The organism is Flavivirga aquimarina (genome assembly GCF_030540835.1).
Taxonomy (GTDB): domain Bacteria; phylum Bacteroidota; class Bacteroidia; order Flavobacteriales; family Flavobacteriaceae; genus Flavivirga; species Flavivirga aquimarina.
Window position 1 is genome coordinate 1 of sequence record NZ_JAUOEK010000069.1, and the last position, 14,536, is coordinate 14,536.

The window sequence follows — 14,536 nt, forward strand, 5'->3', positions numbered from 1 at the left end:
CGTTAAAGGCTTTTTGGTCAATCTTATTTCTGGACTAACTGCTTATTGTTTCTTTCCTAAAAAGCCTTCCTTGAATATTACTCCTATTGAAACTAACCAACTTTGTTTATGGGCAGCTTAAACGAGATTCACGTTAAATTAACTTCTCGTAGTTATGATGATAAAGACGGTAACAAACGTTATATAACTGAGGTTGTTGTTAATGAGTTATTAATGTTAGGAAAATAATAGCCAAGCATATTAAACAAGAGTGAAGTTTCTTTCACTCTTGTTTAATATTTGAATCTATCTTTTAGTTTAATGTATTTATAATTAGGTATATCTGTTTTGAAATAGACATCGTTGCAAAAGAAATTAACACTATCAACCTCTCCTTCAACGCAATAAGAGTTTCTATATTTCATAAACCTCTGAGACTTTATAAAAGTAAAATCAATATTAAAAATATCACTAATCAAAACAGACTCCTTATTATCTCTTTCTCTCTTACTTGGATTGTCATTTGTAATTCTTATAAATTGGATTGAATCAGAGGTTTTATAGAAACTTATATTAATATCTTTTTTGGTATTTGGACCAATCATTGCTTGATTTCTGAAAGTAATTATCGAATCTTTAATTTCTCCATAAAAAACGAAATCTATATCATTTAAATAATAAGCATTATTATAATTCCTATTGTTAAATACTCCATCCTCGAAAATATATTTATGGCTAAAGCTGGATAAATAATAACAATGCCTTTCATTTTTATCGACTAATAAATATAGCTCCTCACAAATTAATTCATCTTTTTTAGAAGTTATATTTGCTATTCGAGGATATAATTTTTTAAGTGGGTCTGAACTTTTAACTTCATCCAGGACTAATTGAAGTATATATAAATTATAATCCGATAGACTTATTGCTTTTGTATTGCTAGGTATCTTTTTTACTGGTTGTAAATATTTTGAACAAGAAATTATTATTAATGATAGTGAAACTATAGCTAGAATATTTTTCTTCATCTTTAATAAGTTTTAAAATAATTATAAGAGCCTCCTATACCTAAACGAGATAATTCGTTACCAATACCTGATTTATTTTCGAAGATGTCTATAAAGTAGCTATAATCACCCTTATAGTGAATGAGGTCTTGAACATCCTTATCTGTATTATGAGCAGTAATATGTAAAGAATAATTATTTATACTATTACCAAGCCTTAGTCTTAATCTATTTTTATTGTAAAACACAGATTGCTCTTTTTTATAAGGTATAAAATCTAATTGAAGTAGATTTGCTGTTTCAAAAGCAGAATAGTCATATCCAGTATATTTCATAAAACTAAGCTCAATTATATCAAATAAATAATTATTATCAGTATGATAAGAAAATTGACCTCCACCTGTGTAATATCTATCATGTTTGTCGGTTAACCCTAATTGTCTATATGGCGTTCCATCGTTATACATGTTAAATTGAAAATGCCTATCAAATAAAATATTTCCAAATCCTATTTGTTGAATAGGATCACACTTTTTATAATCATCAAATGAATAAATCCAATTGATTCCTAATCCAATTGAATGCTGAAAAGGATTAACTAAAGGGTTTGGTAAAATATCTGAAAAATGATAAAGCGGTACCGTTCGCAAATTATGATTTACATTATTTCTCCAAAAACCACCAGTTAAGGTAGCATCAAGAAATAATTCAACCTGAAAGCTTTCCCAAAAATCGTCTTTATATGAACTGCCTGCATCACCTCTACTATAGAGCATTATCCCTGTATGTAATGAAGGATATATAAAAGAGGCTTCAAAAGGATGCATTCCAATACCTCCAACAACTGATAAATTGAAATTTGTGTAACTAAAATTATTTTCTAATCCATTAACATCAATAGTAAGCCTCATAGCTCCTCCATATTGAGGTCTATCTAAGTTTTGAGCTTCTAAATTTAAATAACTGATAAAAAATAGAATGCATAAAAAATAGCATGTGTAATTATTCTTCATAATCAATAAGGTTGATTTTAAGCAATTGTACCAAAGCTATAACCTAAGTTATATTCAAAACAATAAATTAATCTTATTAATTCTTGGGAGAAGAATGTAAGCACAACCTAACATGTACCTGCTTGTAAATATAACAAATAATCAACAATACACTAACAAACAATCAATTACATTATTAATCATGTATATTCACTGATAGACTTATCACGAGGTCTTGCTTAATTCAACCCTATACATTGATAATTAGGAGAAACATAACTTATTCTTGATATGTCAAAATGAATTGTATTTATCCCGTCACACACCTATTAAACGGGACTATAAAAATCAGAATGTTCAATCATTGCCTTTAAATTGTTACCTTCTTCGGTTATCCAATGGTTTTTTGTAATTAATTCTTTGATTTTTTCTTTGTCTTTTTCTGAATATAAGTTTGCATCTAAACCTGATAATAATTTTGGATGCTCTGATTGCAACCAATGGCTTTTATGTTCTGTTGTAATGATACTTCTAGAAATACCATCGGGGTGTAATAGTTTTAAATCTGGAATTATTTTTTTTGCTAATTGGTAAATCTCTAATCCATCTTTGTCCCAATCGGCAGAGTAGTATATAGGTAGACCTCTTCTTATTTCGGGGGTGTATTTTAGTTTAGGAACATTTCTACCTCCTGCATACCAAAGTTCATAGTTGTTTTCTCTTGGGAGTTTGTCTCTATTTAGAAAATTACCATTTTCACAAAGTATAATTAGCTTGGGGTTGTAGCATTGTAAAACATATAAATATTGTTGACTTTTATTGTCAACCAATTCTATATCAAGTATTTTTTTTATTGCATCTACTAAAGATGAATGATGGTCTAAATATTTTTCATTTTTAAAAAACATTAAAGAGAATCCTTTTACACTTTCTTGTGCTTTAATTAGGTCTTCTCTAAGTTTTGTAAGTTTTCCATTTTTTAAGCCTTCGTCAAAGGATATTAAAAGATCTATTGCTTTTTTGCTAAATTTCAATTGTGGCTTCAGTAGTTCCTTAGCACCAAGAAATTCATAATATTTTTCAAAGTCATTTAAGTATTTTGTTTCATAGACTTGGATAAAATCATCTTCAGCAACATACGTCTTTCTTCTTTTCGTTATTTCTCCTGCTTGCTCGTGTGTTTTAAAAACGGGGCTATTACTTATTGTTTTATTAAGTTTAATCTCTTTATTGTTATAAAGTCTATTAAGTGCTTTAATTTCTACCCAATTCATACTAACTCTTATTTCTTTCTAGGTAAGCTATTAATTGTTCATTGCTATAATTTGTTTTGAAACTACTGTTTGGTACTGGATAATTAATGTCTTTATTTACCTTGCCTTGTATAAGTTGATGTAAATACCAACCATCGTCTGAGTTTGAACCAAAAGGCTCAGGTGTCATTGTTATAATTTGATATCCAAATCTTTCTGCTAATTCGGGGAATGTGTTAAAGTTTGAAGTATCTAAACTGGATACTTCTTCGAGTATTAAAAAACGTAATCCTTTTTCTTCCTTAAACGAAGTAATAGACAGCCTTCCTATACCTAACAGTACTCGTGCGGTATAACTTTCTCCTGTACTACCAGGGTATTCGTTATCGTCTTCATCTTTAAATTCTGTTTTAAGAGTAAAATAGGTTTTAGGATCTAATAAATCTGAAAAGGCAATTCCTTTTTGGTAGCCAGAAACATCTTTAAAAAAGTCTTCGGCAAATTGTTCTACAGATTCAGATTCAAAAAGCTCTCCTGTTTCTCCTGCCGTTTGGGCTTTAGATTGCAACTCGTTAATCCATTGAATAGAAAAGTTTTTATTGGTATTAAAACGTACCTGAAAATAGTATTTATCACTAATCAATTTATTTTTAAAAAATAGGTTCAGTTTTGCTGTTACGCCTTTATACGTCTCAAATTCATCTTGTGTTTTCTGAAATATTTTAAGCATTATTTCTCTTAAAGTTGAAGACATTTTTCGTTTCTCTTCATTTGCTTTATTTAAGGCTTGTTCAATATTTTTCGTTTCAACAATAGTGTTCCCTAGTAGTTTCCTTTCTAAGCGTTTAAAATGAAATGTTTTATTTTCTATTTGTTCTTTTACTTCAATATCATCTTTGGTTTCTGGAAAATCTTTAATTACATCTTCGTATTTTAATTGGTATAGACTTTTTTTATCAGAATAATTTTGGTCAACTTCTCTTGTATCTAATGATTCTAATTCTTTGTTATTCATATTAGAAAATAACTGGGGATATACATTTTCTTTTTCTTTTTTAAAATCTTCTAGCTCTTTTCCGAAGCCTTCTTTTTCTTGCTGAATTTTATCGGCATCAAAATCAAGTTCTATTACTAATTTTTCTTTTAATTCAAGTTCTGTTTTTGCTTTTTGATGTGCTTGTATAGCCTTAGTATGAATTCCACTAAGTATATTTTGTTGTGCTGAATATTGTTTAATTGTTTCTTGTATTTTATCGTCTAAAAAATGAATAGGTATTTTAGATTTCTGGGTATCTAAATTCTTTTTTAATCCTTTGACTTCAGTTTCTATAGTCAGTTTAAAATCTGGCAGGTTTTTAACTATGGAAACTGTAGAAATATATTCTCCTATTTTCCTTCTATCAGGAATTTCTTTATCCCATATAAAATCAATATCGGGTAGGTGTTGCAGTATATTATCTATTGCAAGATTTTCTATATCATCAATTCTATTTTTTAATTCTGCTAAGGTTTTACTTATTTCTTTTTGCTTTTTTTCGAAAGCATCTTGTAGGTTATTAGCGTTATTAAAAATTTGCTTTTCGTTATTATAGCTCGCAAAATAGTTAAGGTTTCCTATTTTAATCCAATAGCCTCCAGCTGTTGTGTCCTCAGTAATATTAGATTCATTTAAGATATCTAGGCTATTTGTATATTTTATACTTTTAGTAACGGCTTTTGGTTTTTGCCATTTTACATCTAAAAACAATGTGAGTAAAATAGTTTCTTGTGCTTTACTTAATGTTTTTTTTTGATTAATTATTTCTGAAGCTAGCGTTTCTTCATTTTTATAATCTACCAAACGTTGCATCTGTTTGAGCCTACTTTGTTCTTGTTTAAGGTTTGTTTTTAATTCTTCTAATTGCGTCGATTGTTGTTTATATTGATCTTCGATACCTTCAACTGAACCATATTTTGACCAAACAGATTGTAAGATTTTAATTTTAGTAATAATATCTTCAATAGGTAGATTTTCAAAATCAAAAGGCTTAACAGCTTCATTGGAGACATCTGGTAACTGGCAGTTGTTTAGTTTGTTTACATTTGCCTTCTTTTTTGAATATGTATTGTATTCTAATTGATAATTGTTTAAATCCTGAAGTGATTTCAAATAGTTTTTATGATTTTTATCTGCTTCATTCTCTGCTTCTTTTAAAGTTGGAATTTTTTCTTTAAGGTCTGTTATTTCTTTGTTTAAAGTTTTATATACCTTTTCATCTGCCTTCCATTTATCTTTTAAGTTTTTGAACGCAGTTTTTTTTAAAAGATAGCTTTTTTTAAAGGATAGTTTTTCGGCAGTAATAAATTCTGTTTCCTTTTTCTCTAAACCCTCTAAGAACAGGCGTTTCTTTTCTAAACTATCAGTTACTTTTTTTAATTCTCGATGCCTTAAGACTAAATTATCAAGCCTCTCTTTATTCCGTTTATATTCTGTTTCAATTTCATCTTTTTTGTCATCGAAAAGAAAGCTTTTAAGACTCAAATCTTTATCTGTATTTAAGGTATTTGCTTTAGAAAAGGCTTGTAATACTTTAGCAAAAGCTGTTAAGTGATTATCAATACTTAAGTTAAGAGGTAATATTTCTTTATCAAATAAAAATTGATATAATTCCTTTTTTTCTGATTTGGTAGAAAAATACTTTAGAACTAATTGTTTGGAATCTCGCAAGTGGCTTATTAAGTTTCCTATTTTAGGTATTTCAGTTTTATTGTTTTTTGAAATTAAAAAGTCTTTATTATAAAGGAGTTTTTCTTCAGGAATCAGGTAGCCTGTTAGTTTCTTTCTTTCTGTAATGTTTTTTCTTTGTTCGGCTTCTGGGTTGTAATATGTATTTAAAATTCTAAACATCCTTATTGGGCTAGAACTGGTATTTGGAATATTTACACCAATGGTAATATACTGCTTGGGTTCTACTTCTATATTTATAAAAAAATAAGCGTCATTTGTTTTGTATGGTATTGTAAAAATTTGACGGTGCTCTTTTTTAAAACTCTCTGTCCCAAACGTGATTTTTTTACTGTCTGCTATGAAAAGGATCTGCAAAAGGTCTGCAACTAACGATTTACCTATACCATTTTTTCCAGTAAAGTCTGTTCTTGTATGGTGGAGTAGATAATCTTGATTATAGTGTTTTATAACACCTACGGTAGATATGGAATGGATTAATGGTAGTTTACTCATCTTCTTCTGATTTTAAATTTTTTAAAAACTCATCCAAATGAGATATTTCGTATTCATATAGCAATTGAAAACGATGAATAGAGTGTTTTAAGATAAAATTAAAATCGTTTTCATTTAAAATGTTTATTTTTTCCACCCAGCCTAGCTGTTCAAAATCTATAATTACATTTTTAATATTTGTTCTAACTCTAGACCATTCTGTTGAAGAAAATGCTTTTTTATTGGGATTTTTAAAGAATGCTTTTCTGTACAGATGACCAAATTCGCTTTGTTCTATTTTCTCTCTAATTTCTAAAAAGGACACTACTTTATATTTTTCAAATTGTTTCTCATAATACATATTTAATAAAGTTATAGCAGTAATTATTTGAATTGGAGTCAGTTCTTTATGTCTTGTATTAGAGGATAAAACACCTTTTGATTCTAAGAAAAAATTGAGAAAGTAATAGGTTTTATTTTCAAAGGTTTTTTTATCTAGCTTAAGCTTGTATAGCGCTAAATAATAGTCTTTCAGCTCATTAAAATAATTTTCTAAAAGCGTGAAATGATAATGGCTACCATCATCTATATGAGTACCTCTAAGGAGTTCTATGTTTAAATTTGCAAAGTGTTTTTGAACTTCTCTATGATTTAAAAAGGTAAAAGAATTACTATTTGTTATTTCGCTTGAATATCCATTTTCCATATTAATATTTTATTGTTTAAAATTTCTTCAGATAATTCTTGCTGAATGTCTATAGAATAGTTGTTTTCTGTGCTTGAAAACTGAATAAGACCGTGTACCACTTGAAGCGCCATATCTGAATCTTCTGTGTCTTTTAATATTTCATAAAAACTTTTTGTTACGTCTAGTTTTTTATTGATTGCTAATGTGTTTTTATACTCTTGAATTAGTTTGGCAATACGTTCTTGTTTTAACAGTTTCTTATTAGCAAAAGTTAGTTGTTCTCTTTCATAGTCTTTATCTCTGTCTATTAAAGTGATGTAATTCTTTTTTCTACTGAATTGCTCTATGTATTTTAAATGTATATATTTAAAGTTTTCGTAGACCAATGATTTTAATGGGAAATTGGTTTTAAATAAGACTCCATCATCTTTATCGTATTGAAGATTTTTTAAACTGATCTCTAGAAAGCTTCTAAGGTTTATTTGAAATCTAGACCGTGTTCTAAAGTTTTCTTTATAGTAGGCTAATTGTTTGTCTGCATAGATGTAACGCTCTAATATTTGCTCTAATTTTCCTTCTACTAGCTCAAAAAAAGTAAAGACTTTGGTTTTAATTTCTAAAACAGTTTCATATTCTTTTTTTAGTTGTTCTATTATTTTTTGTTCTTCTCTCCCTTGTTTGTTTGGTCTGTCCAACATTCTACTTTCAAAGACATCAACTACTTTTCTTATTTCACTTTTTAAAGAGCTACTTAAATAAAATGTTTCTCGTATTTCATCTCCCCTAGAGTTAATTTGTTTAAAAACAGCTACAAACTCTTCTAAATTTTCAATGGCTAATTCATCATCAACCTTAGTTAGTTCGTTCAGTTTTAGAATAGATTTATTAACTAAGTCTTTAAACCCTTCTAAATGATCTTCAATAGTATTTTTACTACTATTCTTAAAATTAAACTCATACCAAGATTCAAAGTCTTTTATATTTGCTATTTCTTCTGCTTTAAATAGTCCATAGTTTTGAAATGTTTCTCGTAACGGAAAGTGTGTATGTTCGTTGAATAATTTTTTGCCTAAAAATTCTATAAACCTATTAGCGTGAGGTGTAAGTACATATTTATATATTTCATTAGGAGGGTTTTCTATATGAGCATTTAATAATTGCTGAATTACATTTTCTACTCTATGATTTTTCTCCAGAAAAAAGGCATTAGCATTACTGATAGCTCTTTCTAGATCTGTTTCTGTAAACGTATTTTCTATATAATTAAGTTCAATTCGTTTATGAAGTATATAAATAGTAAGTCCTTCTATTTTAGAAGGGACAAACTTATCATAGTAGTAATGGATATCTTGTAATTGAGCTTCTATAATTCTAATATTAATTTAAAACCGTTAATATACTAATAGTTAAATAATTATCGTGAGAAAACCCCTTAAATACTTTGATGTAAAAATCTGTAAAAATTAATTTATATAACAACTAAAAAAGCATAAGCTTTTATCTATCTAAATAAAATAAAAAGACAGCTATAACCAGCTATCTCTTTGTTGTTGTTTTCTTTCTTGTTCTTGTTTTATCTGTTCAATTCTTATATGGTCTGGTATTCGTTCATTTACGTTGTACTTTGGTATAGAAATTTCTTTTGTAGGACGCATATTTTGCGTTGGTATTTCTTTTGTTTTTTCGTTGTATAACGTAGTTTTTTCAGAGTTTTTAACTAATGAATAATATACTCGTTTAGCCTTTTTGCGTTTGTATGGGTCAGTTAAATCATTATTCAAATAATCAGAGACTTTAATAAGCTTTTGTTCAAGTAGTTCCTGAATACCATTAGTAACACTGCGGTTAGACAAACCTGTTTTTTCAAACTGAGAATGTGCAATCCAATCACGTTGTTTTACGTTACCATTTTCATCCCGCCAACCTAACAGATTTCTAACGATTTTCAGATAAACGCGAACCGCAGAACCACTTAAACCTCCAATGTGTTTATCAAAGAATATATTTGGAACAGGCGTCGTATTATTTAACTTCATTATTATCAAAATCAATTACAGGTAAACTTTCATTATGATTTGGAAAAATCATAAAATCAGTATCAGGTTGATGGTATAACTGTAAAAACCAACCTCCATTTTCTGTGATTTTTACAACACCTACCTTATGATAAATATGTTTGTCGTTAACTGGTTTGTTAATTGTTTTTCGAGTAACAACATTGTAAAATTTAGTCATGCTAAAATTTAATTGTTATGTACTAACGACCTTAGGACATTTGCCCAATATCTAATAAACTATTAGTAATCCATATCAGACACATAAATAATTTACTCTTGACTTGTCGTACAAGTGGTGTTGTGCGACGTTATCAAAATATATTTTAAATCCCTTCTCTTGGGATATATCTATGTATCTAACGGTAGTAACTTAAATACAAAGTATAAACTTTATAAATGATTACTAATAGTTTACCAAATATTCATAGTTGAAAGTACTGTCTGTAATTATACACTGAGCTCATAAAAAAACAACCCTTTTCTTAAGAGTTTTTAATGCCTTGCACTATGCTGTTACATATTTTCTTGCTACATCCAAATACCTTTTAGTTGAGAGTTGCATATAATGAAAAGATGATTCTGGTTTTACGTGTCTTAAAATAGCACTTACGTCACGTACACTTCCTCCTTCATCTAAAATGTAGTTCGCTTTTCCATGCCTGAAACTATGAGGTGTAATATTCTTATCTAACATCGCCAAATCTGCTAACTCTTTAATCCATCTTTGAATACTCCTTGCTGTATATGGTTTCCCTGTTTTGATATTTATAAGTAGTTTATCCGTTGTAACATCCTGGCATAACCTTACCCCTAAAAATTTTATAAGTAATTCATTGGTTTCTCTTCCCCATACCACAAGATTATATCGCATACTTTTTCTACTTCTTACTTTTGCGGTTCTGAGCCCTTCATCATTTTCCTCGCTAATATGTGATAACTCTATATCACACAATTCACTAATTCGCATTCCTGTATCCCAGAGCAGATGCAAAACAAGTTTTTTCTTTAAATCATCATAACAGTTTACATCTAAGAGTTCGTCCATTTCTTGATAATCTTCTTTGGTAACGATATCTTTGTTCGGGTTTATAAATCGTATCGGAATAATTTCTTTTGGGTTAAAACCTACTTCTCTTCTCCCATGCCAGAAGTAGAAAAAATTCCTCAATATTCTTGCTGAGTATGCAACGGTAGCAGGACTATAAAATTGATCCATCTGTTTGTGATATGCCACAATATCATCTCCTTTTACACTTCGAAGCGCCGTTGTTTCTCCAATAAATTGCTTGAATTGTTCCAATCGAATCTCGTATCTTTCAAAAGCAACTGTTGTATGTGATTCCTTCCATTCTAAATAAATCTGTATTGATTTTTCAATATTCATATATAAAAGACCCGCCAAAGCAATCTAGCGGGTCTTTTATATACCCCAACTATTACTTAAAAAGCTAGAGGTAGATAAATAAACTCGCGTTGTTGCTTTAGTCTATGTATTGCTACATAAACGAGGCTTTCGCCCAACGAGGTTTCTTTGTAATTAAGTTACTGGTAATAGTATATTTCATAAAATAAAATTTAGCAAGAATTCTATACCCTTGCTTTCTCCCTAATAGTTTCCCTTTTACGAATGTGGTATAATAGTAGTAAGTTGAACGTAAAAAAGACCTTATTAAGAAGCCTAAAAAGTACCACAGATAAAAAATAAAGCAAGAGTTCTTTCCACAGTTTTGAAACTGTACAATTCCATAAAGCTTTATTTCTCATTTTCCTTCTTCCCTTTTTATGTATTGGCATCATTCAAATTTGCATGACGTCAGTTATTTTGCTCGCTCCAATTTTAGAAACCATAGAAAAATGTTCGGCATTAAACAATCAGACCGTATGTTTCATTTCTATTGCTTTGGCAAATCTGGTTCAGGTAAAACGTCACTCCTTAAAAGTCTTATGATGCAAGATGCAGAAGCCAATCGTGGATTTGCTTTTGTTGATGTTCATGGAGACGCTTCTCGTGAGATTAATGAAAGACTCAAAGATCGTTTTAGAAAGCGCAATATTATTTATTTTGATGTTACCAACCCCGAACTTGATTTCGGATATAACCCATTAAGGGCTGTGTCTCCGTCTAAACGCTCCTTGGTAGCTTCAAATATTCTAGAAATTTTCCAACGCAATTGGAAATCGGCTTGGGGAATGAAAATGGAGCACATTCTCAGAATGATTTTACTTACTTTATTGGATCAGCCCTCAGCAAAGCTCTCGGACATCCTAAAATTATTACATCAGAAATCATATCGTGATGAATGTTTACTTCATATTCAAAACCAAGACATTAAAACATTTTGGATAAAAGAATTCCCAAAATATAAGCCTAATGATTTATTACCGATAATGAATAAATTGGGAGGTTTCTTAAGTCATATAATAGTTCGTAAAGTATTAATTGAAAATAAAAAGCAATTATCATTAAGAAAAATTATTGATTCGCATACCATTCTCATAATCAACTTGGCTAAAGGACAAGTAGGTGCGGATGTCTCAAACATCCTTGGTGGCTTATTATTAACCTCTTTAGCTTCAGCTTCGTTTTCAAGAATTGATATTTTGGAAAAAGACCGTGTGCCTTACTTTTTATACATCGATGAATTTCAGACTATTTCTGGAACTGAATTGATTGCAGAATTATTGGCACAAGTCCGAAAATTTAAAATAGGATTGATTCTTGCTAATCAGTTTCTATATCAACTAGAACCAAATGTGCGTGCTAGTGTACTAGGAAATGTAGGTACTATTGTTGCCTTTCGTCTTGGTATTACAGATGCCAAACTTATGGCAAAAGAATTCTACCCTGTATTTAAAACTGAGGACTTCATTTCCCTTGCCAACTATTCTATATATCTACGTTTAATGATTGATGGAAAACCTTCAATTCCATTTAGTGCAGATACCATTCTCTAATTTTATAAATCTTTTAAAATGAAAGCAAAGTTATTAAAACCCTTATTAGAGGTTTCAACCTTTAATGAAATTGAAATTTATTACAAGCGACCAATTTTCAACCAAAATAGAATCGTTAAAAATTCTAAAGATTCTGAACGATTACTGCGTGCATTTATTGATGACAAGCGCATAGACTATAAAGAGTTTTTTTGGGTAATGCTACTCAGTAATGCCAATCAAGTTATTGGGATTAGTGAAATAGCAATGGGAAACACTTCCAGTGTTCCAGTTAATATTAAAGAAATTCATCAATTAACATTACTAGCTAATGCCTCTGCAATTATAGTGGCGCACAATCATCCCTCAGGAAAATTATCGCCTTCTGAATCAGATAAAAGTCTAACAAAGAAACTCAAAAACACTTCCAAATTATTCGACGTCACATTACTCGACCACCTTATTTTAACTTCTGAAGATTTTATATCCTTTTCTGACAATCATTGGATATAAGACTATTCAATCAACTATATGATAAAAACACCTATAACATATTACGGCGGCAAACAGAATTTAGCCAAAACTATTGTGGATTTAATTCCTGAACATACCGTCTATACAGAAGCTTTTGCAGGCGGTGCCGCTATTTTCTTTTTAAAAGATAAAGTTCGAAATGAAATTATTAACGATACTGATGCCTTTGTAACCATATTTTATAAAGTGCTTCATGGAGATTTTGAAACTCTTAAATCAAAAATCAATACTACAGCCTATTCTAGAGTCGTTTATAACGTGGCTTTAAACATGTACAAACATCCTGTATTTTTTACAGACTTACAACGTGCCTGGGCATTCTTTGTACTAACTAATATGGGGTTTTCTGGTCGAATAGGGTCTTTTGGTTGTTACACCAAAGGTAATAAAGCAATGGGTTGGGAAAATAAGAAAAAACTACTCACACCTCAACTCAAAGAGCGATTAAAAGGTACTCAAATTGAATGTACTGATGCTTTAAAAATCTTAAAGCTTCGTGATAGTATTGATACTTTTCACTACATCGACCCTCCGTATTTTAATTCGAACATGGGGCATTATGAAGGTTATACGCTTAAAGACTTTACTGCCCTTTTGGAATTATTAAAAACCCTTAAGGGTAAGTTTATCTTAAGTAGCTACCCTTCCGAAATTCTTACCAAATTTATTAAACATAATGGTTGGCACACCAAGTCTATTGAACAACTAGTATCTGCAAATCAAACAAAATCTAAAAAGCACAAAACTAAAACCGAAGTGCTGACGGCTAACTTCCTTTTAGACAAGTAAATTACCTTAATAAAATAATAACCTTTAAAATTAAATACACATGAAAAACACAAGTATTGTTGATGTTCTGATAAAGAATATCAAAACTGACCAAGAACTTTTAAAAGAAACAGAAGTAAGTATTGATAAAGCTAAAGATGACAAACGCACTGTTGTAGACCGATTGAAAGATTATCGAAAAGACCTTTCTGTATTAATGAAATATGCAGATGAGACACATCTCAAACAAATTGAAAAACTTGGTTTTGATTTATCTGAATCAGAGCACGGTCTCAACACTGTAGCTTCGATAGTTTTGGATATTATTATGAAAACTAAAGACAATCAGACCACCAATGCAGAATTGTATAATGCTTATGTAAAAAGTCTTAAGGATGAAAAAGAAGCTGTAAACTATACCGAGTTTAACATTAAATGTCGTTCTCTATTTAACACTCAACGTTTGCTTCGTAAAAAAGGCAAAGACCCAAAATCATCACGTGAGGATATCATTTCTCTAAATGGAAAAATTATTGATAATTCAAAGACTAAATAGTTATGAAAAACGATAATTATTTGGATGTGTTTGATGACAAGCAAAAAGCAATTGACCATGCTATATGGCTTAATTTTAAGTATAGTATTGCAGGAATTGTTTTTGGTGTGATAAATGGAACAGAAAGAAATTTTGTGGTATGTGAAGAAGCAACTGCAAATGAAATGGGAATATCTTTTTTAGATATTGTGCCAAAAAATTATTCTAAAATATCATACAAGAAACTTGATGCTATTCGACAGGATAAAGAACCTTTGCCACATTGGGAGTCTATCATTGGAATGGTTTCTGTTATGGATGGAGAAATACTTCGATTTATTTTTAAAAACAAAATACCACTTGACCGAATTATTCGTCATGAACTAGCATTACGAGGGTTTGATGAAAATTATCGTTGGTGTGGGTTTGATACAGCTAGAGGCATTTGGTTGAAAGAAAAATGAATATTATAAAAACACTCATTAGTTTGAGTGTTTTTTACTTATTTATATTATACTTTTAAAAATTCTCAGTTTGTTTATATATCTCTTCTCTATCAACAGACTAATAATCGTTTTCAGTAAGAAGAA

Annotated in this window: 14 protein-coding genes and 2 pseudogenes; 7 read left to right on the forward strand and 9 right to left on the reverse strand. The window is 29.8% G+C overall.

All coding sequences use genetic code 11. The features are described 5' to 3' along the window. Positions 1-121, forward strand: a pseudogene (locus tag Q4Q35_RS22470) (IS982 family transposase); the annotation flags it as partial. A 5-nt stretch (positions 122-126) separates the two neighbouring features. Next, a pseudogene (locus tag Q4Q35_RS05685) lies at positions 127-228 on the forward strand (single-stranded DNA-binding protein); the annotation flags it as partial. A 44-nt stretch (positions 229-272) separates the two neighbouring features. On the opposite strand, the gene Q4Q35_RS05690 reads toward Q4Q35_RS05685, so the two are convergent. The 9 genes from Q4Q35_RS05690 to Q4Q35_RS05730 form a co-directional block, all read right to left on the reverse strand. Continuing rightward, entirely contained in the window at positions 273-1,007 is a 735-nt protein-coding gene (locus Q4Q35_RS05690; protein ID WP_303276979.1) for a hypothetical protein, read from the reverse strand. 2 nt (positions 1,008-1,009) lie between these two features. After that, positions 1,010-1,999 (reverse strand): hypothetical protein, encoded by a 990-nt coding sequence (locus tag Q4Q35_RS05695; protein ID WP_303276980.1) that lies wholly within the window; start codon positions 1,997-1,999, stop codon positions 1,010-1,012. A gap of 308 nt (positions 2,000-2,307) precedes the next feature. Beyond that, positions 2,308-3,252, reverse strand: a complete 945-nt coding sequence (locus Q4Q35_RS05700) for a hypothetical protein (protein ID WP_303276981.1) — start codon at positions 3,250-3,252, stop codon at positions 2,308-2,310. A 1-nt stretch (position 3,253) separates the two neighbouring features. Further along, complete coding sequence (locus Q4Q35_RS05705; protein WP_303276982.1) at positions 3,254-6,451, reverse strand: hypothetical protein; 3,198 nt, start codon at positions 6,449-6,451, stop codon at positions 3,254-3,256. Further along, positions 6,444-7,136: a condensin complex protein MksE gene (locus Q4Q35_RS05710; protein ID WP_303276983.1), complete on the reverse strand. Its 693-nt coding sequence runs from the start codon at positions 7,134-7,136 to the stop codon at positions 6,444-6,446. Before Q4Q35_RS05710 ends, Q4Q35_RS05705 begins: the two co-directional genes overlap by 8 nt. Next, positions 7,109-7,816, reverse strand: a complete 708-nt coding sequence (locus Q4Q35_RS05715; RefSeq protein WP_303276984.1) for a hypothetical protein — start codon at positions 7,814-7,816, stop codon at positions 7,109-7,111. Before Q4Q35_RS05715 ends, Q4Q35_RS05710 begins: the two co-directional genes overlap by 28 nt. An 828-nt stretch (positions 7,817-8,644) precedes the next feature. After that, positions 8,645-9,154 carry a hypothetical protein gene (locus Q4Q35_RS05720; RefSeq protein WP_303276985.1) on the reverse strand — a complete coding sequence of 170 codons (510 nt, stop codon included), beginning with the start codon at positions 9,152-9,154 and terminating at the stop codon, positions 8,645-8,647. Beyond that, positions 9,141-9,353, reverse strand: coding sequence for a hypothetical protein (locus Q4Q35_RS05725; protein WP_303276986.1), 213 nt, complete (start codon positions 9,351-9,353; stop codon positions 9,141-9,143). The genes Q4Q35_RS05720 and Q4Q35_RS05725 overlap by 14 nt, the downstream gene beginning before the upstream one ends. A gap of 327 nt (positions 9,354-9,680) precedes the next feature. Next, positions 9,681-10,559, reverse strand: a complete 879-nt coding sequence (locus Q4Q35_RS05730; RefSeq protein ID WP_303276987.1) for a tyrosine-type recombinase/integrase — start codon at positions 10,557-10,559, stop codon at positions 9,681-9,683. A 497-nt stretch (positions 10,560-11,056) separates the two neighbouring features. On the opposite strand from Q4Q35_RS05730, the gene Q4Q35_RS05735 reads away from it, so the two are divergent. The 5 genes from Q4Q35_RS05735 to Q4Q35_RS05755 are packed head-to-tail and all read left to right on the forward strand — an operon-like array spanning position 11,057 to position 14,410. Next, the gene (locus Q4Q35_RS05735; protein ID WP_303276988.1) at positions 11,057-12,130 is read left to right on the forward strand and encodes a type IV secretory system conjugative DNA transfer family protein; all 1,074 of its coding nucleotides are present in this window, start codon (positions 11,057-11,059) and stop codon (positions 12,128-12,130) included. An 18-nt stretch (positions 12,131-12,148) separates the two neighbouring features. After that, complete coding sequence (locus tag Q4Q35_RS05740; RefSeq protein WP_303276989.1) at positions 12,149-12,622, forward strand: JAB domain-containing protein; 474 nt, start codon at positions 12,149-12,151, stop codon at positions 12,620-12,622. Positions 12,623-12,640: 18 nt separating this feature from the next. Further along, entirely contained in the window at positions 12,641-13,432 is a 792-nt protein-coding gene (locus Q4Q35_RS05745) for a DNA adenine methylase (protein ID WP_303276990.1), read from the forward strand. Positions 13,433-13,472: 40 nt separating this feature from the next. After that, positions 13,473-13,967 carry a hypothetical protein gene (locus Q4Q35_RS05750; protein WP_303276991.1) on the forward strand — a complete coding sequence of 165 codons (495 nt, stop codon included), beginning with the start codon at positions 13,473-13,475 and terminating at the stop codon, positions 13,965-13,967. Positions 13,968-13,969: 2 nt separating this feature from the next. Then, positions 13,970-14,410: a hypothetical protein gene (locus tag Q4Q35_RS05755; RefSeq protein WP_303276992.1), complete on the forward strand. Its 441-nt coding sequence runs from the start codon at positions 13,970-13,972 to the stop codon at positions 14,408-14,410. Positions 14,411-14,536 lie beyond the last annotated feature (126 nt).

Coding starts and splice junctions, on each gene's coding strand:
- Q4Q35_RS05690 (WP_303276979.1), bottom strand. CDS start 1,007: ATGAAGAAAAATATTCTAGCTATAGTTTCACTATCATTAATAATAATT.
- Q4Q35_RS05695 (WP_303276980.1), bottom strand. CDS start 1,999: ATGAAGAATAATTACACATGCTATTTTTTATGCATTCTATTTTTTATC.
- Q4Q35_RS05700 (WP_303276981.1), bottom strand. CDS start 3,252: ATGAATTGGGTAGAAATTAAAGCACTTAATAGACTTTATAACAATAAA.
- Q4Q35_RS05705 (WP_303276982.1), bottom strand. CDS start 6,451: ATGAGTAAACTACCATTAATCCATTCCATATCTACCGTAGGTGTTATA.
- Q4Q35_RS05710 (WP_303276983.1), bottom strand. CDS start 7,136: ATGGAAAATGGATATTCAAGCGAAATAACAAATAGTAATTCTTTTACC.
- Q4Q35_RS05715 (WP_303276984.1), bottom strand. CDS start 7,816: ATGTTGGACAGACCAAACAAACAAGGGAGAGAAGAACAAAAAATAATA.
- Q4Q35_RS05720 (WP_303276985.1), bottom strand. CDS start 9,154: ATGAAGTTAAATAATACGACGCCTGTTCCAAATATATTCTTTGATAAA.
- Q4Q35_RS05725 (WP_303276986.1), bottom strand. CDS start 9,353: ATGACTAAATTTTACAATGTTGTTACTCGAAAAACAATTAACAAACCA.
- Q4Q35_RS05730 (WP_303276987.1), bottom strand. CDS start 10,559: ATGAATATTGAAAAATCAATACAGATTTATTTAGAATGGAAGGAATCA.
- Q4Q35_RS05735 (WP_303276988.1), top strand. CDS start 11,057: ATGTTTCATTTCTATTGCTTTGGCAAATCTGGTTCAGGTAAAACGTCA.
- Q4Q35_RS05740 (WP_303276989.1), top strand. CDS start 12,149: ATGAAAGCAAAGTTATTAAAACCCTTATTAGAGGTTTCAACCTTTAAT.
- Q4Q35_RS05745 (WP_303276990.1), top strand. CDS start 12,641: ATGATAAAAACACCTATAACATATTACGGCGGCAAACAGAATTTAGCC.
- Q4Q35_RS05750 (WP_303276991.1), top strand. CDS start 13,473: ATGAAAAACACAAGTATTGTTGATGTTCTGATAAAGAATATCAAAACT.
- Q4Q35_RS05755 (WP_303276992.1), top strand. CDS start 13,970: ATGAAAAACGATAATTATTTGGATGTGTTTGATGACAAGCAAAAAGCA.